We start from the raw sequence: 22,635 nt of genomic DNA on the forward strand, positions 1-22,635 counted from the left end.
CGACTTACTATCTACGCTCCGAAAGCCCCGATAGCGAGAAGCTAAACAACGTCGCAGATCGCTCGATCGAGTGTGAGGGGTGTCAGTAAATTTTATTTGCCGCGCTAGAAAATTTACGCTCGCAACTAGAGGGCGAAAACGGCGTGAAAGAGTATTTTAGAAAGTAAATTTGACGGCAAATTTAAGCCCTCGTTCTGCCGTCAAATTTTAGCGAAACAGCTTGAGCGTTAAATTTGACGCCAAATTTAACACTGCGCCGCGTCAAATTTGACCGCACGCGTCAAAGCAAATTTATCAAAAAGGCAAAACATGAAAATAGCCGTAAACGGCACAAGCGGATTTATCGGCGGCGAGCTATGCCGCTTTTTTAGAGCCCAGGGGCACGAGGTCGTAGCCATACCGCGAGCCGCTTATGCCGACAAAGACACGCTCAAAAACCTCATCAAAGGCTGCGACGCGGTTATAAATTTAGCAGGCGCTTCTATCGCGGCCAGATGGAGCGAGGCCTATAAAAAGCAGCTTCGCGCAAGCAGGATAGAGACGACTCGTGCGCTAGTCGGCGCTATAAACGAGCTAGAAAATCAGCCCTTTTTCATCAGTGCTTCAGCCGTCGGGGTATATGAAAACGGGCTTAGTCACGACGAGAGCTCGGTCAAATTTGACCGCGGATTTTTGGGTGAGCTAGCATGCGAATGGGAGAGCGAGGCCGCTAAAGCGCAGACACAAACGGCGATATTTCGCCTAGGCGTAGTGCTGGGGCGAGGCGGCGCGCTAGCTAAGATGCTGCCTGCATTTAGGCTCGGTCTTGGCGGCAAGATCGGTAGCGGCGAGCAGGCGTTTTGCTGGATTCACATCGCTGATTTGCTAGAGGCGTTTAAATTTACATTGCAAAACCGTCAAAGCGGCGTTTTTAATCTCGTTTCGCCGCAACCTAGCACAAACGGCGAATTTACTCGAATTTTAGGCGAAGTTTTAGGGCGACCGACGTTTTTTAAAGTGCCTAAATTTGCGCTAAATTTGATGCTGGGCGAGGGATCAAGCGTACTGCTTGAAGGTGCAAAAGTCTATCCCAAAGCCTTGATAGAGAGCGGATTTAGCTTTAAATTTAGCGATCTAAAAACGGCGCTTCGGGATATTTTGGGATAAAAAGTAGAGCAAACGACCCGAAGGACTTTCAAGAGCAAGCAGCGCACTACATAAATCCCAGCGCAGCGATCAATTCGGGAAATTTACCGCAAGAGTTCGAGTCAACTTGTGTTTAAATTTAATGTTTGGCGGCGGCATTCTATCGTTTTTATAAAGTCGTGCCGCATCGCCGTTCAAAATACACACAAGTTTACCCTCTATGCCCTCAAAAGTTCGGTCGAGAAAGCGCTTTCATCTATCCCTCGCCCGATAAAGACCAAAAAATTATCGCAGCGTTTGCAGTCGCTAAAAGGCGTTATCTCAAATTTGCCGTTTACGAACTGCACGACGTATTGCGCCTCGTCGCCTTTGAAGCTTGCAAGCCCCTTTATGCGGTAAAAATTTTCCGGTATATCGCTCATAAATTTGATGAAATTTTGCCTATCGATGCCTTCGGGAAGGTCCTTTTTAAATGAGACTATCCCCTCATCTTCGTGCGTAGCATGCATCTTGCCCTCGAGCAGGACGGACGCCATATAGGAGGTGTCGCTCTGGCGGTAGAGCAGATAGTTTGGATTTAGCTCGGCGCCAACCGTCTCGAAGATCTCGGCGCAACGGTTGTTTTGGATCAAAGCTTGTCGTATCCGCTCCTTCTGCTCGGGCGAGATCAGATCGATTTTATTGAGCACTATGACGTCGGCAGCCTTGATCTGTTCGAGCATTATTTTTGATCTGCCCCGCTCTTTTAAAAAATTCGCCCCATCGACGACTGTGACGATGGCGCATAGATTGACCGCGTCTTTTATCTCGTTTAGCTCGCTTAAGATATTGAAAGGATTGGCGACGCCGGTGGTTTCAAGCACGATGCTGTCGGGCTTTTTAGGCTTGAGCTGCGAAATCGCAAGCTTGATTTGCCCCGCCATAGAGCAGCAAACGCACCCCTCGTCAATCTCTACGAGCGCGTATTTGGCGTCCAGCAGCGCGCCGTCGAGGCCTATTTTGCCGATCTCGTTTTGGATGATGCCGGTAAATCTATTTTGCGCCGTTTCGTGCTCGATGAAATTTTGAATAAATTTCGTCTTGCCCGAGCCCAGATAGCCGGTGATGATGAAAAAATTCGGCCGCTCGCCTCCTTGCATAAAAATTTGCTTTTTATCCTCTTTAGCTAAGCGTAGCAGAAATTTAAACAAAGGCGCCGAGCCTGGCAGCTTCTTAAAGGATTTATCGTTAAATTTAATGCGCCCGTCGTCCGCATCCTTGCCGTAGATTAAATTTACAAAAATTTCGCCGCAGAGCGGATCTTCTTTGCTTTTTAAGTTGCGATCTTTGTCGTAGATCACGGCGTGCGCCGCTTTTTTGTAAATTTCAAAGCTCTCGTAGCGCGGCTCGTAAATTTTACAAAGCGCGATATGCAAAAAGTTCATAAACGCAAGCGATACCCTAAAGCAGGGGAAATTTTTATCTAGCCCCTCTTTTGCGATGATCTGCTTGCCCTCTATGCACACGCCGTCCTTTGCGTACGATCTATCTCTGAGCTTCGTTTTAAAAGATAGCGTCAAGCCCTGCTCTTGCGGCTTTAAATAGATCGTAGCGACGCCGAAGTTATTTAAAAGCTCCTCGTGCGCGGAGAAATTTCGCACCTTCGTCAAAAACTCTGGCTCTCCGGCTAAAACGGCTTCAAAAAGCGAGACGCTACCGAGCAGCTCATCGTTTGCGGAGGGGAAATAATAAAGCTCAAATACGCCCGTGCCCTCTTCCACTTCCCGCAAAACGATGCCGTAAATTCCGCTGTAAAAGCCAAATTTGATGCTCCAGCATTCATTAAAATAGTTCCCCTTATACATCCCCTGATACCTGCTTGAGGATTTTACGTCGCTATCGTAAAGAGACTTCATCAATATACATCTCATAAGCGACCTGTAATCCTCAAACGAGTATTTAAATTTCAAAGGGAAAATATCTTGAAATTCCATGCTTCTATCCAAATTTAACCTTATCGCCGTTACCGAGATAATCGGACGTTTTGGTTCTAAATCTAGCCGTGCCTTTTACGATCGGATAGCCCTCGCGGACGAATTTTTGCACGGTAAGCAGACCAGTGCAGTGGTTGCACGCCATGACCTGGTAGTTCCATCTTTTCAGTCCGATAACCAGATCGTCATATTTTGGATCCCAGTCGTCAAACGGCGAGATATGAAGTCCGCCGTAAAGACCATAGAGCTGATCGTTATCGTATTTTAGCTCTTTGTATGCGGAATCAGAGAATGTAATAATACCCTGATGACAACATCCCGTAATGCTCACAAGACCTTTGTCTTTGACATTTACGAATATTGATTGTTCGCCAAAGACGCGGCTAATTATAGGACAATCGTAACAAAATGTACAAACTCCCGGCTCTATCTCGTTTTTGCCCTTTTTAAAGACCACTAGCTCTCCGGTGTGACCTGAATCCTTGATATACTGCCTGCCTTCCGGATAAAATCCTTCATGGATAATAATCTTAATATCCGGCTTGTATTTTAATACTACCGGCAACCCCCAAAAGTGATCAAAATGCTCATGAGATAGGATGATAGTATCGATCTCTCCTGATGTAAGCATCTTGTCTATGCCCTCTCGTTTAAAGCATTCATGCATCCACTTATATGACCATCCGCAATCTAATAGGTATTTTTTCTTTTCGCCGTTTAGCCGCTCTATCTCAATTAATGCGGCATATCCGCCTGCATTATCGGGATTTACAGATAGACCCTTAGTAACTTCCCAAGCCTCATCTACTTTATCCGGCAATAGATGTTTAATCTTTTCCATTCCCTCCTTATAACTTCCTTTGGCAAGCCCTTTTCCATTACCGAAAGGTGGCCAATTAAAAAGATATTGATCCACCAAAAGTCCTCCTGCGCCCTTAATATCTCCCATCAGCATCGAGTTATCAAACCAGCTCGTTTCGGAGATATTAGTAACCTCGACGCTTTTAATCGCGCCGAAATCGGTCATCTTTCGCACTTCATCCGGAAGAAAAAATTCTCTCGCAGGAGAGTATGAAAACACTCCCATCGATGCGAGTGCGCCCAGTCCTATTCCCGCCGCACTGCCTTTTATAAAATCTCTTCTAGCTTCATTCATCTCAGATCCTTTATTTATTAAAAATTGTAAGCATATTGCCCACGACAGGCGCTAGATAAATTACGGCGAGATAGATAATCACGCCTATGATAAAGCCTACCACTAAGCCTTTGATGGAATTTTTATTTCCAAAATCGTCTTCCTCGCCCGCTTCATCCGCCTCTTCTTTCTTGCCGGCAAGCCTCCAGCCCGGCCAGCCATCCATAAACCAGTAATTTATCAGCATGACGTTGATAAACCAGATCATCGGAATCATCGGGAATTGTTGCGGATGCGAAAAGCCTTTTTGAGTGCCTAGCAAAAAGTGCGAGACCTGATAATATACGTAGTATAGAACAATAGCCGCCGTCATACTTATGATCGTTCTAAGAAGGATATTGACGGGCTTTGAGAATTTATTAACCGCATTGTTGCAGTAAAATTTAATAAACAGCACCGGCACGAGCCAAAATATAGCTATCTCGCCTACGTGCAGCCATCGCCAATCGGGCGCAAAAAGCCTCCTGTCGCCTCTAATATGCACGCCCCAGATGAGCTCTTGCAGATAGTAAAAGAAGAACGAAAAGCAAAATGCCATCGCTATAATGCCGAAAAACGACGCCGTCCTTCTAAGCCAGTTCGTCTTAATAAGGCTAAAAGGATACCTCTCCCAGATGGTTTCATACACCCAGACCATAACGGTACAGCACATAATCCATGCGATATTGAAATTTCCGTGCACCGTATCGGCGAAGTTGTGCCACCAAGGCGGAGTAATGGATGTGTATTTTTGCCACGGATCGAATAAAATTCCCATTTGCGAGTGGAAAAATACGAAATACACGATCATACTTAGCAAAAAGGTCCAGATAAAAACAGTAAAGCCTTTAACGGGCTGCTTTAGCTTCTGCCACGGCGAATTATCCGCAGCCACCACCCAAGAAGGACTGAGCCACGACGCGATAGCCGCAAACATCAAAATAGCCTGAGCCGAGTACTCAAGCGCGTAAAAATCGGTTATACCGAGCTCCGCGAGTCTTCGCGGACTAAAATACGATATGGCAAGCTCGCCTAGAATAAATTCGAAGAATATCTTTAAGAATACGAAGAAGGTAAAAAATACCATCACCGTAAAGATAATGCCCTTTTTCGCAGGCCCCGCCGTATAGAGCCACTCTCTTTTGAATGGCCAAAAATCAAAAATATACGCGATCCAGATGATGACCACGAGCAGCCATCTGCACCACATATATCCCACGTAAGGGGTATACATCCTCATCAGTCCTCTAGGATCTTGAAAGATCCACCACGATGCGTAAAACACCACGAATAAAAACAGGGTGTTTACAAGCACCGATGTGAGCGGAGAATACCTTCTAACAAGCTTCCGCTCCTCCAGATAAATTTTGTCTTCAGGTTCGCTCATCGCTTCCTCCTTACATAAAATTTAATCTTTATTAAATTATATAAAAAGAGTGCAGCCCATTTGTAGCGTAAATTTGGATTAAATTTTAAATTGTCTCAGAAAAGCTTCATTTCGGAAGTTTGATTATGAAATTTGAGCCGTTCTTTAGGCTCTCTACGACGAGCGAGCCCTTGCAGTGATCTTCGATGATGATCTTTGACATATATAGCCCGATGCCGGTGCCGTTTTTGCTGGCTTTGGTAGAAAAATACAGATCGAAAATTTTATCCGCGATCTCCTTTTTGATGCCGCCTGCATTGTCTTTTACGCTTAAGCAAAGATAAGATTTTTCGATATAGGTTGAAATTTCGATAACGCCGTCGTCGATATTTCTTTCCAAAAAGGCGTCCTGCGCGTTTTTTATGATGTTTAAAATAACCTGCGAAACCTCGTTTTTATATGTGAGCAGAGTCTGGTTGCAGCCGTATTTCGCGTAAATTTTAATCTTTTGATTTTGCAGTATCGCTTTTGCGATATTTATCGCCATATTGCAAAGCTCCTCCAGGCTCGTAACTTCCTTGATTTTGGTGGGCTTAAAGAAATTTCTAAACTCGTCGATCGTTTCGGATAGGTGCTTGGAGTACTGCTCGATCTTGCCGAGCTCCTCCAAAAGAGCCGTTTTGTCAAATTTATCCGCCATCAAGCAGCCGGCGCTAAGATATGAAGCCGTAGCCGAGATAGCAGATAGCGGCTGCCTCCATTGATGCGCTATCATATTTAAAATTTCGCCCATCTGAGCAAGCCTTGATTGATATTGCAGCTGCTCGTCTTGGCGCCTTATGAGCTTTAGCTGCTCCTCGATCTCGTGGTTGAGCGTTAAATTTAGCCGTTTGACCTTCAGCCTGCTTTGTTTTAGTTTCTTCTCCGCCATCACCCTTTTGGTGATATCCACCACTATCCAAAGCACCTCGTCGTTTCCCGATATGGAGTCGCCCGAAATTCTAATCCACAGCCCTTTGCCGCTTTTGTGCCTTAGCTCGTAGTTTAGCTGCAGAGCCTCGTTTTTTCTTACTTTATTAAAGGCGATATCTGCGAAATGCAGGTATTTTTCCTCGCTTAGGTGTATGGTTTGAGCGGATTTGCCGATGATCTCGTCGTATTCGTAGCCGAAAATTTTACAAAAGGTCTCGTTGCACTCCATAATGTTTCTTTTCTTGTCCACGATGAAGATGCCGACGCCGGAATTTGAAAATATCGTCTCAAATCTCTGATGGTTTTTCTTGATGTCTACTATCGCCATTTTATTCTGTATCCTTGCGAGTAGATGTTTTCTATCAGCTTGTAGCCTATTTTTCGGTGAAATCTGGATATGATATTTCTTACCCGCTTATCGTCATACTCGTCGCAGTCCTCGAACAGCTCGTTTTCTATCTCAAGGCCGCTTGCGATCCGCCCGCTGGAGCTTAAAAGCAGCTGCAACAATGAGGTTTCGTTTTTGGTTAGTTTGATAATTTCGCCCGCCCTAGATAAGCTCGAGCTCTGCTTATCCCACACGAAATCGCCGCTTAGATAGATGGACTTTGCGGGTTTGGTTTCGATGCTCTGCGTGATTTTTTCAAGCACGCTTAGCAGATCCTCGGTCGTAAAAGGCTTTAGTATGTAGCCGTCCACGCCGATGGATATGGCTTTGGTAAAAAATTTAGACTCATCGTAGGCTGAGAAGATGACCGTTTTTACCGAAGGATCGATCTGTTTGATCCGCTCTAGCATCTCAAGCCCGTTTATGCCCGGCATATTGATATCGGTAAAAACAATGTCAATTTTGCCCGCTTTAAATTTATCGATGCCCTCCTGCGCGTCGCCGCAGTCGATAACTTGATGAAAGAATAGTTTTAAAATTTTTGCGGTCTGCTGCCTTACCTCATTATCGTCCTCGACATATAGGGCGCGCATACTGCGAGTTTGAGCTTGTATTTCGTTTATATCCATAATGCAGCCCCTCCTTTTTAAATTTATCCCTTATCGTAAATTCTATTTCGCGTGCTGCAACCCTGTTTTAAATTTACAAAACCGAGTGTTTTTATTCCACCTGCCCGAGCTTTTTAAGATAAGCAAAAATTTTAGCGATCTCGATCATTTTATTTAGGCTTTCGAGCAGCTTTGCGCTTTGCGAGCTCGGCGCAGATTTAAAAATTTCGCTATTTTCAACGCCGATTACGAGGCTGTTTTCGCCCAGGTAAAGCTCGGTTTTACCGAACAAATTTACGGTGATCGTTTGCATATTTTCTAAAATTTTTTTGTTCTGCAAAAAGGCGGCGGCGGAGAGGTTATTGAGATAGACGTCAAACGATGCGCTTAAATGCGGGCTATCTTTTAGCAGCTTGAGATTCGATGCGCCGAAGATAAACTCCCCGCGCGGCACGACTAAAATTTGGCTATCGAAGGTCTCGCTAAAATCAAATTTTGCAAAAAGCCCGTCGAAGATCGCGGTATCGTCTTTTTTTTTGAGATGCAGAATTTTATCCAGCTCAAAGACCCGATCCTCTCTGTTTTTGTCGAAGTCGCGGCTTAGACAGATATCGCCTATTTTTATGCTGAATTCGGGCGTCTTGCCCACTATCGCATGCTTGCAAGTGCAAAGATTTGCCTCTTTGCGGAGCGGGTTTTTGTAAATTTCATCGAGCAAAAACGCGCCGAAGGGCTGAAAAGTAAGGCGCAGCTCTTTGGCGATCCAGAGCAGAAATTCGTTTTTAAAAGCCTCTTCGCTGAGCGTTTCAAATTTACGCGAAATGCGCACGGCTAGGTATTTGTAAGTAGGATAAGCAAGAGCCAGCAGTACTAATAAAAATATAAATGAGAAATCTCCGAAATCCTTGCGCATAACGATAAACAGCGCTAGCACTACCGCCGCCACGCCGCCGCGTACCTTCCAAAGCGCTAAATCGCGCGCTCCATCCAGCTTCTGCTTTTTTAATTCGTAAGAAACAAGGCTCATGATCATCCCCAGGCGTGAAATTTGATGCGTATTATAGCGAAAAAAGCGGCTAAATCAAGCCTTGAAAAGAGCGGCGGTTTTGGGTATTGTTTTAATACTGCACCTTGTAGCGCAAAAAAATAAGGCTCAAGATAAGTTAAAAACTTTCAAAGGAGTTTTAACTTATCTTGAGCCATAATATTTTAAGATAAATTTCTATGCAAATAACAGTAAATGTCCATAATATTCAAATCCAACTTCCATGTCGTCACAAAACTAAAACTCTTATTTGTCTTAGAAAGAACTTGATCCTTTGAGTTAAATTTAATAGCAGCTACATTGGTGGCGAAGCGAGCGACATTCCAGCTGGTTGATTTCCTACATTAAAAGCTCTCAACATCAAAGTGGGTTATTATAGATGCCTAAAAACATAAAGACATCATTACGCCGTGCAGAATTCGTTTTATATAGCATATGCCTGCCAGTGCTATGAGCACTTTATTTACACATCTACTTTGCCAAGCTCACCCATAGCGGTTTGTAAATTTTCCATAATCTCACTCAAGATAACCTTTGGCTCAGGTAAATTTTCTAGCTCTTGCAATGATTCATCTTTTAGCCACGTGATATCAAGATTTATCTTATCTCGCGATAAAATTTCATCGATACTAAATTTCTTAAATTTCTCGCTCTCTTTGCGCTTGGCCATATTCTCGGCGTTGTAGCATTTTATGAAATCATCTAAATCGCCCTTTTTTAAAGGGTTTGTAACAAGCGTGAAATTTTGATTTGTACGAAAATCATAGATCCAGATTTCTTTCGTCGCGTACTCATCGCCGCCAATATGCACCTTATCAAAAAATAGCACATTGGCCTTAACGCCTTGCGCATAAAATATCCCCGTCGGAAGCCTAAGTATCGTATGTAGCCTAAAATTGCCAAGCAGCCTTTGCCTTACCCTCTCGCCCGCTCCGCCTTCAAAAAGCACGTTATCAGGGAGTACCACGGCCGCCCGACCGCCTATTTTTAGCACGCTCATTATGTGTTGTAAAAAATTTATCTGTTTATTCGACGAGCTTACTATAAAGTCATCTCTTTCGTAGCTATATCTCTCCACGCTCACGCCACCATCGCTATCCATTATCTTGGTTGAAGACTTTTTGCCAAATGGCGGATTTGTAAGCACCATATCGTATCTTTTCTCGCCCAGGATAAGTAGCGAGTCTCCGACTTTTACTGGGCTTTGCTCTGCGCCTATGTCGTGCAAATATAAATTCATAGCGCAAAGGCTCACCACAAGCGGAGTTATGTCGGTTCCGCTTAGTAAATTTTGTTTTAAATTTGCTAGTTTTTCTCTATCTTTACTCTGCTTTTTCATATATTCATAAGCCGCTAACAAAAACCCGCCCGTCCCGCATGCAGGATCGCACACGCTCTCATCTATGCTAGGTCGCATTACGGCTACTATCGTATCTATGAGCGCTCTTGGCGTGAAATACTGCCCCGCACCGCTCTTACTCTCGGTCGCATTTTTTTGGAGCAAGCCTTCATATATCGCGCCTTTTACATCTACATTTAGCCCAAGCCACGTTTCATCGTTTATCATGCTTACTATTCTTTTTAGCTTGGCGGGTTCATTTATCTTGTTTTGCGCCTTTTGATATATCGTGCCGATGATTCCGTCCATTTTAGAAAGCACGGCAAGGGCGTTTGTATATGCGCTCTCAAGTTTTTCACCATCAAGAGAATTTAGATACTCCCACGAGCAGTTTTGCGGGATTTTTGAATTTGCTCCTAGATTTTTAACCTTTTCATCGTCCATTTTTAAAAATATCAGATAGGTAAGCTGCGATACATAATCTGTATAGGTAACGCCGCTATCTCTTAACACGCTCGCGTAATTCCAAACTTTATTTATTAAGTTGTTTTCACTCATTTTTATCCTTTACTAGCTCACCGTTAAATGCTTTGCTTAAAATGCTTTGCTTTAAAATTTCGGCTTTTTTTAGATTTTGTTCTATTAAATTTAGAGCGTTATCCGCCGCTTTGAAGCGTTTTTCTATTTGGGCGACGATTAGATTTTGTTCGGATAGTGGAGGAAGCGGAATTTCAAATTTTCCTAAAAAATCAATCTGCAAATTTTTAACAGTTGAGCCAACAGCTAAATTTGATAATTTTTTATAAGTTTGAGAATTTGTAAAAAAATAAAATACATAATCTTTTGAAATTTCAAATTTTGGCTGAAAAACTAGCCACCCATCGTGAATAGCCCCATTTATTTTTGATATATAAGGTCTGCCATAACTCATTGAATTTGTAAGCAACAAATCTCCTATTTTTACTTCTCTGCTTTGGCGCAATCCGTCTTTATGTATTTTTTGCTTAGTTTGAGTTATATATTTTGAACCTACTCCTACATCGCCAATTTTAATCCAATTAACTCCATTTTCATCATCAGTTAAAAACGATTTTATAGGGCGTGGTGAACCGCCGCGAAAAATATCAAAAATTTCCCCAAGTTTTTTAACCTGCCACGAGTTTAAATTTGAGTTTGTGAGTTTGCCGTTAAAGGCGTGGGACAGAACGGATTGTTTGTAAATTTCAATAAGCTCTTTCGATTTTTTAAAATTTGAAATAGCAAAATCAATCTTTTCAAAACAGCTCTCAATCTTTTTCACAATCAAATTCTGCTCATCTAACGGCGGCAACGGAATTTCTATATTTTTCATACTTTCTTGATTTAATTTCAATCTAGTTGTTCCAGAAACATATGGTGCATAATTAATAGAATTTAAAAAATAGCATACAAAATGATTAGTCGAAATCCCGTTTATTGCTTTTAAAATGTGAGCATGATTATTTACCCAATATTTTCCGCTTACTATATATGCTTTCTTTTTAAAAAAGTCTAAAAACGGCGCACCATCTTCGCCTAGTAAAATAGCTTCAAAATCAAAAATATAATCATCTATAAAGCCAACCTGTCCAGTTGCTCCAAAATAAGGAAACCTTTGCATTGATAAATTCAACCTCATCTCTCTTTCGCTAGAATTAATCGGTTTTCGCTTATTATCTAAAATCTCACAAATTCCCCCGAGCTTTTTAACCTGCCAATGTTTTGGGATTTTATTTCTCATCAAATAGTCTCTTTTTTATCATATATTTTAAAATCAAAACAACACTCCTTTTTACGCCACTATCGCCAAATTTAACTCATCAAGTAAATTTTCAAAGTCCTTAAACATCTTTTTTGCCTTAAAAATTCCGCCCCTATCGCCTAAAAACTCCTGTATATCGTTTGCGTTTAGGCAAGAGTTGGTAACGATAAAATCTTTAATAAGACGCAAAAACTCAAGCTGTTCGGTACTAAATTCCAAACCGCGCTTTTTTTGCCTGCCAAGCCAAAGCTCAAAACGTGCGTTTGCAACCGAACTAAATTCGACTAGCTCCGCGTCTTTGCCGATAGCAAATTTTACAAGCTGGATTAAATTTGTTAAGCACTCGGTAATACTCACCTTTTTTACTTTTACTCTCTCTTTTTGCACCACAAAAAATGCCTCCCAAATTTGCTCAGGGTATAAAAGCGAACTTTTTAGCGCGTTATCTAGCTCTTTGATTAGCGCATATGTGAGCGGTGCGCGCTTGTAGCTCGCGCTGTAGATGATGCTAAGGGCGTCTAGCTCATCCTTATGAGTATCTATAAAATCCTTGAAATTTGCTATTAGCTTGTTTGCTTTTTCTATGCTAAATTCCGCGATTAACACTTCATCTGTCGATACTAAGTCGATATATATTTTTGATTTTGCGCTAATATCAACCAAAAGTGTCCGTAAAGCGGGCGAATTAAACGGCTTTACGGCGCTATCTTTAAGAGCCGTTATCTCATCGTCACTTTTACTGCAAATTTTATCAGGATCTAGAGTGTCTAAAATTTCGTTGGCTATGTTTGATAGGGTTTTGCCGTCGATTAGGGCTTTGATACGATCTAGATCATCTTTATCCGCGTTTGCTTCTATTCGCACGATCCTACCCGCTAGGCTTGATAGAGTATCTTCGCTTATATCGCCTTTTGCAACGTTTTCTAAAAGCTTTTTAAGGCTTAAGCTCTTTTTTCTTTCAAGCGGAGCGGAAAGGCTCTTTTTGCTCTCAGTAACGCCGACCGCGTCTATGATGTAAAATTTATCTTTTGAGATTGCGTTTGGAGTGATGGTTTGCAAGTCGTTTGGATTTATGGTCCTAACGCCGCGTCCTTTCATCTGCTCATAGTAAATTGACGATTTTACATCGCGCATAAAAATTATAACTTCAAGCGCTTTTATGTCCGTGCCTGTAGCTATCATATCGACGGTTACGGCTATGCGAAATTTCGGATCTACTTTAAAGGCTTTTATTAGGCTTTCCGGATCTTGGTTGCCGATATTGTAGGTTATCTTTTTACAAAACTCATTCCCTTCGCCAAAGACTTCTCTTGCGTATCTTGTGATATTTTCTGCATGGTTGTCGTCTTTGGCGAAAATTAGAGTTTTTGGGACGAAATTTGGCTCGCGGTTGGGAAATAGCTGAGTGAAAATGGCGTTTTTATAGCACTCTAAAATGGTTATGATCTGATTTGGCGATAAAACCGAGTAGTCAAGCTCTTTTGAAGAGTATTCCATATCTTCGTCTAGGCTTTCGTATCTTTGCTCTCTTGTTCTTTTATCCATCACAGGCGTTTTTCCTGCTTCTATGATGCTTCCGTTTTCGCCTATTTTTGTTCTTATCCTAAAAATTTCGCAATCAACGTTTATCCCATCGGCGATCGATCGCTCAAGCGGATAATACGAGACTAAATTTTTATTAAAATAGCCTAGCGTCTGCTTTGATGGCGTGGCGGTTAGCCCTATCAAAAATGCATCAAAATACTCCAAAACCTGTCGCCACTCGCCATAAATGCTCCTATGACACTCATCAACTACGATAAAATCAAACGTTTCTATGGGAAGCTTTGGGTTGTAGACAATCTCTTTTAATTTTAAAGGCTTAGTTTCAAAGGCCGAAATTTCCTCATCTATTTCGCTATATTCGGCCTCACCTTGAAGCATAGAGTATAGCCTTTGGATGGTGGTTATTACTACTTTTGCGTCTTTGTCGACACTATTTGAGCTTAAATGCTGGACTATATAGACTTCACTAAATTTGCGATTTTCATCGATTAGGTGGAAATTTTCAAATTCTTTTTTGGTCTGTTTGCCAAGATTATTTCTATCTACCAAAAATAAAACTCTTTTTGCGCCTGCAAATTTGATAAGCCGGTAGATGAAATTACACGCGGTGTATGTTTTGCCTGCGCCTGTTGCCATTTGCACAAGTGATCTGGGCTTTAGCTTTTTAAGGGAATTTTCCACAGAAGTAATCGCCTCAAACTGGCAATCTCTTAAATTTGCTTTTGAAAGTGGGGGTAAATTTTTAAAACTATTTCTTAAGGTGTCGCTAGATTGCAAAACGCTATGCAAAAACTCGGGCTTATGAAACGCAAAAACTCGCCTTGAACGTGGTGTTTCATCGCGCAAATCGGTAAAATAGATCTCTTTTGCGTTGCTCTCGTAGATAAAAGGCAGGGGGAGCGCATAGTATCTCACGCTATTTGGTAGGTTATTTGCGTATAAATTTGATTGATTTTCTACGCCACTTAGGGAAATTCCGCTCTTTTTGGCCTCTATAACGCCACAAGCTTTGCCATCTATAAATATCAAATAATCAGCCTTGCTGCCATCTTTCATCGCAAATTCACGAACAGCCACTCCAAGAGCCGCAGTTCTATCAAATTCGCTCATATCTTGGATAGCAAAACCGGCACTCATAAGCAGTTCGTCAATATCTACTCTTGCAATATCTTCAGGATTCATTTGGCAACTTCTTGTTTGAAAATAAGGAAATTATATCTAAAAATAGTTTGGATTTAAAAACATACTTGATTAGAAATTTGGTTGTCGTTTAAAGTTGTGTAGTTTTTTGTAGCAATCTTAATATAGCCTGAATACGTTTTGCATTTCTTTTAATAATAGTTTTTTGAAATGATGTGATTTTGAGTAGATCCGTATATGGAAATTGTTATTAATTATTTTCTCGGGTACCATCTATACTATTATATTAAAACGATAAAAATTAAATCATTATAAGAATTGATAATTTTAAATTTAGAGTATTTTTCAGCCATAAATAGGTCACCTTTGACGTATGTTAAATAATTCTATTGGACAGATATAACTATATCACATTTATAATTTAAAAAACCGCATTTATTGTCTATTTCTATAATTGTAAATTATCAGACCAATCGTTGCAATAATCTATATGATCATACTCGCAAGGAATCAAAAGTTTCCCCCGTAAATCACACACTCCGCTCTTTCCATTCTTTTCTACTATTAACAGATCCCCCATAAAGAAACCAACATCATCTAGCTCAAACGGAACAACTATATCATTCTTGTTAAAAGCCCTTAATTTTCTGATACTCACAAGGAGTAATAACTTTGTCAAAAAATGCTGCGCCATATTTTCCATTTTTATTTATTATTTTGTATTGATACTGTAATTCTTTGAGCATTTACATTTCACACATCTTCATGAAATGATGTACGTAGTTTTACCAAAATATCAACCTGCTGAATATATTAAGAAACAATGTTTTGTTTTATGATATTTGATGCCACCCAAATGATATTGTAACTCTTGGGGCTATTTAAGACTAGGCTGCCCATTATCATTTTTACAAAATAAAACACATCAAAACACCTTAAAACGATCCAGAAAAATATATAATACAAAAATAAACTAAGGGGAAATAAAGGGGAAAAATACAAAAACTAAGAAAACTTAAAGCTCTTAAAATATCGGTAAAATCGGGGTTCTAAAGGGGTTTTTAGCCATAGATGGCTCCGGATGCTGGATTCGAACCAGCGACCAAGCGGTTAACAGCCGCCTACTCTACCGCTGAGCTAATCCGGAACGCGTAGAATGGATGGTGCGGATGAAAGGACTTGAACCTTCATGCCGTGAGGCGCCAGATCCTAAGTCTGGTGTGTCTGCCAATTTCACCACATCCGCAAAAAAAGAAAGCGCATATTAGCTAAAAAGCTCTTAATATGAGCTTAATATGGTACGCCCAAGAGGATTCGAACCTCTGACCTACGGCTTAGAAGGCCGTTGCTCTATCCTACTGAGCTATGAGCGCAAATTATCGAATCAGTGGTACGCTCGAAAGGAGTCGAACCTTCAACCTACAGATCCGAAGTCTGTTGCTCTATCCAATTGAGCTACGAGCGCATAAAGTGGGGTGAGTTGTGGGAATCGAACCCACGACCCTCAGGACCACAATCTGATGCTCTAACCTACTGAGCTAAACTCACCACAATGGTCGGAGCGAAAGGATTCGAACCTTCGACCCTCTGGTCCCAAACCAGATGCGCTACCAGCCTGCGCTACGCTCCGAAGATTTTCGTGGATTGAATGAAAAGCGTATTATATATATTTTTTCTTAAATTCCGCTTTTTACGGCTCTAAATTTAATGAAATTTAGCAAGTCTCATCTGTTTTTCTAAATTTTTCAATAAAATTTGCATCAGCGCCAGCCCCTTCGTGCGGTGCGAAATTTCAAATTTCACCGCAGCGGGCAGCTCCCCGATCGTGTGGTCAAATCCGCGCGGAATAAACATAAAATCGTATCCGAAGCCGTTGCGACCGCGCTGCTGCGTTATCGCCGTGCCGTGCATAAAGCCGTGCGTACAAAACTCGCCCAGAGCGCATTTTAGCGCGATCGCCACCGTGTAATGCGCGGATGAGGAGTCTAAATTTAAAGCTCTCAGCTCGCTTGCTAATTTATCGCGATTGCTCGCATCCGTTGCATCTGAGCCGCTAAAACGCGCCGAAAATATCCCCGGGGCCCCGCTCAGCGCGTCCACGCAGATACCGCTATCATCGCTTAGCACAAAAAATTCGCTCTGTAAATTTTTGCTCTTTAGCGCCTCATACACTGCGCGAACTTTAATAAGCGCGTTTTGTTTAAAGCTTGTGCCGCATTCGTCGATCTCAAAAGGATCCAGCACCTCGCCGAGCGCGCACACGTCGTATCCCGTGAAAAATTCTTTTATCTCTTTTACTTTATTTTTGTTGCTCGTCGCAAGTAAAATTTTCATCCGCTCTCCTTAAATTTAATGCGCCATTTTACCCAAAATCAAAGAATTCATTACGATTTTTGGCTATAATCGCCAGAAATTTTATACTTTTAAGGTTCACAACAATGCTAAAAAGCGTCCTGCCGCTTAGTTTTATAATCGCTACCAGATTTTTCGGGCTGTTTATTTTGCTGCCGGTACTCAGCCTCTACGCCCTTAGCTTGCGCGGCGCAAACGAAGATCTCATCGGCCTACTCTTTGGAATTTACGCCATTACGCAGATGATTCTGCAAACCCCGTTTGGAGTGCTAAGCGATAAGATCGGGCGTAAAAACACCCTTGCGATCGGGCTTTGCGTATTTATTATCGGCTCCTCGGTCTGTGCATTTAGCGAGGAGATCCACGCGATGATCTTTGGGCGATTTTTGCAGGGTTGCGGCGCGGTCGGTGCGGTCGCAACGGCGCTGATAAGCGATTTTACGACCGAGGAGGAGCGCGGCAAGGCTATGGCGATAATGGGCGCGATGATAGGCGTGAGCTTCGGTGCAGCGATGATTTTAAGCCCATATCTGAGCGCAAAATACGGTCTTGCGAGCCTCTTTCATCTAAGCTCGGCGCTTACGTTTTTATGTCTGCTGCTTTTATTCTTAGTCATTCCTAAAGAGCCGCAGATCCGCTCTTTCAAACAAAAAATACCGCTTCCTCTGCTACTAAAAGATAAAAATTTGATGCTGATGAATTTAACGAATTTCTTCCAAAAGGCCTTCATGACGACGGCGTTTTTGCTCATTCCTATTTTGCTCGTGCAGAAGCTAGGTCTTAGCAAAAACGACCTCATCAAGGTTTACGCGCTCGCGGCGGTTTTCGGCTTTGCCTCGATGGGCGCAAGCGGCGCGCTCGGCGAAAAAAAGGCGCTTGCGAAGCAGCTTTTGCTCCTTGGAATCTGCTTTTTCGTGCTTTCCTATCTGATCTTTGCGCTCGCGCATTCCGCGGGCATATTCATTGCGGGCGTGATGATATTTTTCGTCGGGTTTAACGTACACGAACCCATCATGCAAAGCCTCGCGTCGAAATTTGCCAAAGCGGGCCAAAAGGGCGCCGCGCTCGGGATTTTTAATTCGTTCGGATTTTTCGGTAGTTTTATCGGCGGACTTTGCGGCGGCATACTTTTCGGTAAAATCGGCGTTTTTGCCCTAGGTATTGCGGTTGCGGCGCTTGGTTGCGTTTGGTTCATTTTGCTTTTAAGCCTTACCGATCCTAAAATTTTTAAAAATTTATACTTCCAAAAGGGCGCAAACGGCGATTTTGCCGCGCTTAAAGATCAAAACGGCGTGATCGAAATTTACGAAACCGATAAAAACTTAGTCGTTAAATTCAACTCAAATTTAACAAACGAAGAGCAGATATACAAAACTTTAAAGGGTTAAAATGGAATTTGAAAAATTTGAAAGCGCGATGGAGCGCTTCGCAAGCACGGTGCAAAAATCCTCGCGCATTGAAAAAGTCGCGATCACGCAGGCGCTGGGGCGTATTTTAGCAAGCGACATCGCAGCGCCTTTCAGCACTCCACGCCGCCCGACTGCCGCGATGGACGGCTACGCGCTAAAGGGCGCGGATCTGAGCGAGGGGGCAAAATTTAAGATCGTCGGCACGACGCCTGCGGGCAAGATGCCTAACGCCGCGGCAAAGGCGGGCGAGTGCGTCAAGACCTTCACCGGCGGGCTCATGTGCGAGGGCAGCGACACGCTTCTGCCTATCGAAAACGTGCAAGTACAAGGCGGCGAAATCCTCGTCACAAAGCCTGTCGCGGCGGGCTTTGCCGTGCGCGCGGCGGGCGAGAGCTACCGCGAGGGCGAGCTTTTGCTTCGTAGCGGCACGAAGCTCGGCTTTTCGCAGATCGCGCTACTTGCAGAGCTGGGGCTATTTCACATAAGCGTATTCGTCCGCCCAAAAGTAGCGATCCTAGCCACAGGCAGCGAAATCAAGGATCTGGGCGAGAGGCTCGAAAACGACGCTCAAATTTACAGCTCCAACCACATCGCGCTTGCAAATTTAGTAACGCAACTGGGCTGTGAAGCGATGATAATGCCGATCGCGCGCGACGACGAAAAAGAGCTGGAGGGCGCGATCTTATCGGCTTTACAGAGCGCCGACATACTTCTAACCAGCGGCGGAGTGAGCGTCGGAGACTACGACTTCGTGCAAAGCACGCTACAATCAAAATTTGAGCTAATCGTGAAAGGCGCGGCGATCAAACCGGGCCGCCATGTGCGCGTAGCCAAAACGGGCGAAAAATATATCTTCGCATTCCCGGGCTTCCCGCTCTCGGCGCTCATTACGTGCATTTTGTTTTTGCGCGTATATTTGCAAAGATCTTTCGGCGTGCGCGAAAACACGGAATTTAGCGCGATCTTGGATCACGACTACGTAAAAAAGACGCCGTGGCTTGAGTTTATGCCCGCCATCTTGCAAAACAGAGAGGGGCGGCTTTTTGTTAGCCTACAAAGCAAAAAGCAAGGCTCCAGCGCGATTTTGAACAATTTAGACGACGATAGCGTCCTGCTCGTCGCGCCGCTAGAGGTCAAAGAACTCAAAAAAGGCGAGCTCGTGCGCGTAATTTCGGTACCTAAAATTTAGCGCGAGCGGTTCGGAGGCGGTTGCGGCGGACAAAATTTTAGCTTCGTGCGGAGTTAAAATTCTGCCGTCGCGAGGCGCTAAATTTAGCCGCGAAGACTCTGCTTTGTGGTCTTGGAAAGTTGAAATTTAGACCCAAATCGCGCATCGCGGCAGGCTCAGTAGAAAATTTTTTACCGCGCGCCGTATCGGAGCAAGTAGGCGCGCTGAAATCTTTGTTGCCGCGCAATTTCAGCTCCAAGCTGCTTTGCGGGTGAAATTTTAAAACTTACAAAAGATAAAACGAAAATGAAAGATAAATTTTATGCCGCTCCGGCGGGCGTTTTCGGCGAATACAAAACAGGTGCAAAATGAGCCAAACTCACCCTTTTAAGCCGATTTTCGATGAGAATTCTAAAATTTTAATCCTCGGCTCCTTTCCCTCCGTCGTTTCTCGTAAATTAGGCTTTTACTACGCAAATCCGCAAAATCGCTTCTGGCGGGTGCTGGCGCAAATTTTAAACGCGCCGCCGCCTGCGAACATGGACGAAAAGATAAAATTCCTACTCGTCCGCGGCATCGCCATCTACGACGCGGCGATCTGCTGCGAGATAAAGGGCTCGAGCGACGCCAAAATGACCGCCGTCGTGCCTGCAAATTTAGAGCCGATCTTTAGCGGAGCGCGCATCGTGCAGGTGTTCGCAAACGGCGGCAAGGCGCATGAAATCTGCGAAAAATATCTAAAAACTCAAATTTTAAACGAAACCGGCAAAGAGTCGATCAAACTACCCTCTACAAGCCCAGCGAATGCAAATTTTAGCTTTGAAAGGCTCGTGCACGAGTGGACGATCGTCGCAGATATGTTAAAGCGCGCCGAAATTTAACGCTCGGCTCCATTAAACAGCGAGAGAGGCTTACAGGCATGGCTTGCGCGCCGCCCGCGCCGAAAATCAAATCTACAGCCCAAACTCCGCGAGGATTTATCTAAAATTTAGCTTCAAATTTTAAAATTCTTCAAATTTAACCGAGCCACAAGGAAGCAAAATATGAAAACCCGCAAACCCGCGCAAAATTCGCTCAATTTGGGCTTAAATTTAATGCGAAATTTTAGCTTTCCAAGCGCATTAAAGTTCCTGCTTCTGCTTCCGCTTTTGGCGCTGGGCGCGCAAGCTCTGGAGCCAAAAATCGTAATGCAGCCCGAGCCGGTCCTAAAAAACGGCCTGTATTTCGTAGCGGACAAGCCCTATAGCGGGACGCTCAAGGTGCTACACTACAGCGTAGAAGACCTTTACGACGTAAATTTTATGGGCGTCGTCTACCCCAGAGCAAAGCCGTTACCGCCCACACTAATTCGCGAGATCGACGTAAAGGACGGCACCGCGGTGCGCGAGCGCGATTACTTTGACGGCAGAGATAAGCCTTCAAACGAATATCCGCTAAAAAACGGCCTGTACGACGGCGTCGCGAAGAGCTACTACGCGGACGGCGGCGAGCTGAGATCGCAGAGCGAATACAAAGCCGGCAAGCGCGAGGGTTTTTACAAGCTGTATTATCAGGGAAGCGGCAAGATAAAGCAGCGGGGCGCGTATAAAGCGGACAGGCGCGAGGGCGTTTTCACCGACTACTACGAAAGCGACGAAGTAAGCGCGCGCCACCCGTATAAGGGCGGGCTGCGAAACGGCAAGGACGTGGATTATTATAAAAGCGGCAAAGTGCGCGGCGTGCGAACATACAAAGCGGGTAAGCGCCAAGGCGCGGAAAAATGGTACTACGAAAGCGGCGCGCTAAAGCAGACGGGCGCATACAAGGACGACTGCAAACAGGGCGTTTGGAAGTATTTTTACGAGGACGGCAAAACGCGCGTAGTCGAAAATTTCAAAGACGGCGAGCGCGACGGCGCCGTGCGCGAATACTACGCAAGCGGCGCACTGCAGGGCGAATACGAGTTTGAGCGCGGCAGGCAAATGGGCACGAGTAAGCAATACTACGCAAGCGGTGCGCTTGCGGCGAAGGTAATGTTCAGAGATGGGCGCAAACACGGGCTTTATGAAACATATCACGAAAACGGTGCGCTCAAGGCTAGAGTTACGTTCAAGGATGGTCTGGAGACGGGCACGGCGAAGCACTACTATGCAGACGGCAAGCTCGAAGCCGAGGGCGAGTTTGAGCGCGGCAGGCTCGTGCGCGCCAAAAAATACGACGAAGCGGGCAAGCTAATCAGCGATGAATCCGATAAAAACGGGCTAGCAAGGGAGTAAAGCGGGCTAAATTTTAAAATTTTAAACGGATTTGGCTTTATGTTTTGCGCTTCGGACAGATGCGGCTTTGAATTTTGATTGAACACGACTTTGGGCGAGTGTAACTTTATACAGCGCGCGAATACGGCTTGGCGCTTTAATTAACGAAGTTTCGTGCAGCGCAGCTCGTCGCGCAATTTAAGCTGATGCGGTTAAAATTCCACGCTGTATTTTAGGGCGCAGGTATCGCTTCGACGCGGCATAGATTGTTTCGATACAGTTTGTTTTTCCCGCGTAACGAGCCAGCTTTAACGGGCGCAAATTTTTAAAATTTAAAGTGAAATTTCAAGCCGAAACGGTGTCAAAATTTTAAACGCAAAAGGACTAAATTCGATGGTCAAATCTCGCTAAATTTATCCTACGGTTCGCAAGCCGTGCTATTCGGGCGTTAAATTTCAATGTGCGTGCGGCGCAGTATTTGCAGGGCGGAATGCGAGTGCTGTAAAGGAAGGAACGCTCAAATTTAGCGCGCAGGAACGGCAAACGTGGGTCTAAGCAAGACGGGCTTCAAATTAAAAATCTTAAATTTTAATCCGTGGACGCCAAATGGGTTCAAAATCAAATTTACGTAAATTTAGAGCGCGGCAAGCCGGGAGCGCTCTCAGAGCACTACAGGCCGTATAGCGCAGTATTCGTGCGGCAAAATACAGGCATTGAAAGACGTAGCCATTTGAAATTTAGCACGCGGCGGGCATAGAGAACCGAAAATCCGCAGCGCTAAAGTTTGCGCAGCAAAAACCTAAATCTATCCGCAGCAGCCACAATCGCAGCGCGAGGAGGCAGCGAGGTGGAGCTCGCTGATGTAGAGCTTTACGGAGTCAAGTCCTTGCTTTTTCGCCTGGAAGTAGGCGTCGCTTGCAAAGCCAAAGTCCGCAAAGCGCAAGAAATTCTCCACGTAGGATTTGCGCGCATTTTGATGATCGGCATAATAGGCGTGCTCCCAAAGATCGCAGGCTA

Annotated in this window: 17 protein-coding genes and 6 tRNA genes; 5 read left to right on the forward strand and 18 right to left on the reverse strand. The window is 44.0% G+C overall.

Annotated features, from left to right (window positions below; translation table 11 throughout):
* The first annotated feature begins 309 nt into the window (after positions 1-309).
* Positions 310-1,146, forward strand: a complete 837-nt coding sequence (locus Q0438_RS02650) for a TIGR01777 family oxidoreductase (RefSeq protein WP_299187068.1) — start codon at positions 310-312, stop codon at positions 1,144-1,146.
* A gap of 197 nt (positions 1,147-1,343) precedes the next feature.
* On the opposite strand, the gene Q0438_RS02655 is transcribed toward Q0438_RS02650, so the two are convergent.
* The 17 genes from Q0438_RS02655 to Q0438_RS02730 all read right to left on the reverse strand — a co-directional run bounded on the left by Q0438_RS02655 (position 1,344) and on the right by Q0438_RS02730 (position 16,789).
* On the reverse strand, positions 1,344-3,110 hold the full coding sequence (locus Q0438_RS02655) for a GTP-binding protein (RefSeq protein WP_299187071.1): 1,767 nt from the start codon (positions 3,108-3,110) through the stop codon (positions 1,344-1,346).
* The gene (locus Q0438_RS02660) at positions 3,103-4,254 is read right to left on the reverse strand and encodes an MBL fold metallo-hydrolase (RefSeq protein ID WP_299187074.1); all 1,152 of its coding nucleotides are present in this window, start codon (positions 4,252-4,254) and stop codon (positions 3,103-3,105) included. Before Q0438_RS02660 ends, Q0438_RS02655 begins: the two co-directional genes overlap by 8 nt.
* A gap of 10 nt (positions 4,255-4,264) precedes the next feature.
* Positions 4,265-5,659, reverse strand: a complete 1,395-nt coding sequence (locus Q0438_RS02665) for a hypothetical protein (protein ID WP_299187077.1) — start codon at positions 5,657-5,659, stop codon at positions 4,265-4,267.
* A 106-nt stretch (positions 5,660-5,765) separates the two neighbouring features.
* Complete coding sequence (locus Q0438_RS02670) at positions 5,766-6,938, reverse strand: PAS domain-containing sensor histidine kinase (protein ID WP_299187080.1); 1,173 nt, start codon at positions 6,936-6,938, stop codon at positions 5,766-5,768.
* Positions 6,929-7,627, reverse strand: a complete 699-nt coding sequence (locus tag Q0438_RS02675) for a response regulator (protein WP_299187083.1) — start codon at positions 7,625-7,627, stop codon at positions 6,929-6,931. Before Q0438_RS02675 ends, Q0438_RS02670 begins: the two co-directional genes overlap by 10 nt.
* Positions 7,628-7,718: 91 nt before the next feature.
* Entirely contained in the window at positions 7,719-8,633 is a 915-nt protein-coding gene (locus Q0438_RS02680) for a DUF3137 domain-containing protein (RefSeq protein WP_299187085.1), read from the reverse strand.
* 481 nt (positions 8,634-9,114) lie between these two features.
* Positions 9,115-10,548, reverse strand: a complete 1,434-nt coding sequence (locus Q0438_RS02685) for a type I restriction-modification system subunit M (RefSeq protein ID WP_299187088.1) — start codon at positions 10,546-10,548, stop codon at positions 9,115-9,117.
* Entirely contained in the window at positions 10,541-11,749 is a 1,209-nt protein-coding gene (locus tag Q0438_RS02690; RefSeq protein ID WP_299187091.1) for a restriction endonuclease subunit S, read from the reverse strand. The genes Q0438_RS02685 and Q0438_RS02690 overlap by 8 nt, the downstream gene beginning before the upstream one ends.
* A 51-nt stretch (positions 11,750-11,800) precedes the next feature.
* The gene (locus tag Q0438_RS02695; protein WP_299187094.1) at positions 11,801-14,497 is read right to left on the reverse strand and encodes a DEAD/DEAH box helicase family protein; all 2,697 of its coding nucleotides are present in this window, start codon (positions 14,495-14,497) and stop codon (positions 11,801-11,803) included.
* A gap of 406 nt (positions 14,498-14,903) precedes the next feature.
* Positions 14,904-15,158 carry a WG repeat-containing protein gene (locus Q0438_RS11120; protein WP_367178486.1) on the reverse strand — a complete coding sequence of 85 codons (255 nt, stop codon included), beginning with the start codon at positions 15,156-15,158 and terminating at the stop codon, positions 14,904-14,906.
* Between the two features lie 369 nt (positions 15,159-15,527).
* Positions 15,528-15,602 (reverse strand) — tRNA-Asn (locus Q0438_RS02700).
* Between the two features lie 14 nt (positions 15,603-15,616).
* Positions 15,617-15,701 (reverse strand) — tRNA-Leu (locus Q0438_RS02705).
* 50 nt (positions 15,702-15,751) lie between these two features.
* Positions 15,752-15,828: transfer RNA gene (locus tag Q0438_RS02710), tRNA-Arg, on the reverse strand.
* A 15-nt stretch (positions 15,829-15,843) separates the two neighbouring features.
* Positions 15,844-15,920, reverse strand: a tRNA-Arg gene (locus tag Q0438_RS02715).
* Between the two features lie 6 nt (positions 15,921-15,926).
* Positions 15,927-16,003 (reverse strand) — tRNA-His (locus Q0438_RS02720).
* Between the two features lie 5 nt (positions 16,004-16,008).
* Positions 16,009-16,085: transfer RNA gene (locus tag Q0438_RS02725), tRNA-Pro, on the reverse strand.
* A 74-nt stretch (positions 16,086-16,159) separates the two neighbouring features.
* Positions 16,160-16,789, reverse strand: a complete 630-nt coding sequence (locus Q0438_RS02730; protein ID WP_299187097.1) for a non-canonical purine NTP pyrophosphatase — start codon at positions 16,787-16,789, stop codon at positions 16,160-16,162.
* Between the two features lie 104 nt (positions 16,790-16,893).
* Here Q0438_RS02730 and Q0438_RS02735 point away from each other — a divergent pair, with 104 nt between their 5' ends.
* From Q0438_RS02735 to Q0438_RS02750, 4 genes are all read left to right on the forward strand, one after another.
* Positions 16,894-18,195, forward strand: a complete 1,302-nt coding sequence (locus Q0438_RS02735) for an MFS transporter (protein ID WP_299187100.1) — start codon at positions 16,894-16,896, stop codon at positions 18,193-18,195.
* Between the two features lies 1 nt (position 18,196).
* The gene (locus Q0438_RS02740; protein WP_299187103.1) at positions 18,197-19,405 is read left to right on the forward strand and encodes a molybdopterin molybdotransferase MoeA; all 1,209 of its coding nucleotides are present in this window, start codon (positions 18,197-18,199) and stop codon (positions 19,403-19,405) included.
* Between the two features lie 347 nt (positions 19,406-19,752).
* A complete protein-coding gene (locus Q0438_RS02745; RefSeq protein ID WP_299187105.1) occupies positions 19,753-20,265 on the forward strand; it encodes a DNA-deoxyinosine glycosylase in 513 nt (170 codons plus the stop codon).
* A 162-nt stretch (positions 20,266-20,427) separates the two neighbouring features.
* Positions 20,428-21,639 (forward strand): toxin-antitoxin system YwqK family antitoxin, encoded by a 1,212-nt coding sequence (locus Q0438_RS02750; protein WP_299187107.1) that lies wholly within the window; start codon positions 20,428-20,430, stop codon positions 21,637-21,639.
* 784 nt (positions 21,640-22,423) lie between these two features.
* On the opposite strand, the gene Q0438_RS02755 is transcribed toward Q0438_RS02750, so the two are convergent.
* A partial coding sequence (locus Q0438_RS02755; protein ID WP_299187110.1) for a Fe-Mn family superoxide dismutase occupies positions 22,424-22,635 on the reverse strand: 212 nt, incomplete at its 5' end.

The organism is uncultured Campylobacter sp. (assembly GCF_938030785.1).
Taxonomy (GTDB): domain Bacteria; phylum Campylobacterota; class Campylobacteria; order Campylobacterales; family Campylobacteraceae; genus Campylobacter_B.

Bases quoted from the DNA above. Each gene is read 5' to 3' on its own strand.
- Q0438_RS02670 (WP_299187080.1), bottom strand. From the start codon at position 6,938: ATGGCGATAGTAGACATCAAGAAAAACCATCAGAGATTTGAGACGATA.
- Q0438_RS02685 (WP_299187088.1), bottom strand. From the start codon at position 10,548: ATGAGTGAAAACAACTTAATAAATAAAGTTTGGAATTACGCGAGCGTG.
- Q0438_RS02660 (WP_299187074.1), bottom strand. From the start codon at position 4,254: ATGAATGAAGCTAGAAGAGATTTTATAAAAGGCAGTGCGGCGGGAATA.
- Q0438_RS02750 (WP_299187107.1), top strand. From the start codon at position 20,428: ATGAAAACCCGCAAACCCGCGCAAAATTCGCTCAATTTGGGCTTAAAT.
- Q0438_RS02680 (WP_299187085.1), bottom strand. From the start codon at position 8,633: ATGAGCCTTGTTTCTTACGAATTAAAAAAGCAGAAGCTGGATGGAGCG.
- Q0438_RS02740 (WP_299187103.1), top strand. From the start codon at position 18,197: ATGGAATTTGAAAAATTTGAAAGCGCGATGGAGCGCTTCGCAAGCACG.
- Q0438_RS11120 (WP_367178486.1), bottom strand. From the start codon at position 15,158: ATGGAAAATATGGCGCAGCATTTTTTGACAAAGTTATTACTCCTTGTG.
- Q0438_RS02690 (WP_299187091.1), bottom strand. From the start codon at position 11,749: ATGAGAAATAAAATCCCAAAACATTGGCAGGTTAAAAAGCTCGGGGGA.
- Q0438_RS02695 (WP_299187094.1), bottom strand. From the start codon at position 14,497: ATGAATCCTGAAGATATTGCAAGAGTAGATATTGACGAACTGCTTATG.
- Q0438_RS02665 (WP_299187077.1), bottom strand. From the start codon at position 5,659: ATGAGCGAACCTGAAGACAAAATTTATCTGGAGGAGCGGAAGCTTGTT.
- Q0438_RS02650 (WP_299187068.1), top strand. From the start codon at position 310: ATGAAAATAGCCGTAAACGGCACAAGCGGATTTATCGGCGGCGAGCTA.
- Q0438_RS02730 (WP_299187097.1), bottom strand. From the start codon at position 16,789: ATGAAAATTTTACTTGCGACGAGCAACAAAAATAAAGTAAAAGAGATA.
- Q0438_RS02745 (WP_299187105.1), top strand. From the start codon at position 19,753: ATGAGCCAAACTCACCCTTTTAAGCCGATTTTCGATGAGAATTCTAAA.
- Q0438_RS02735 (WP_299187100.1), top strand. From the start codon at position 16,894: ATGCTAAAAAGCGTCCTGCCGCTTAGTTTTATAATCGCTACCAGATTT.
- Q0438_RS02675 (WP_299187083.1), bottom strand. From the start codon at position 7,627: ATGGATATAAACGAAATACAAGCTCAAACTCGCAGTATGCGCGCCCTA.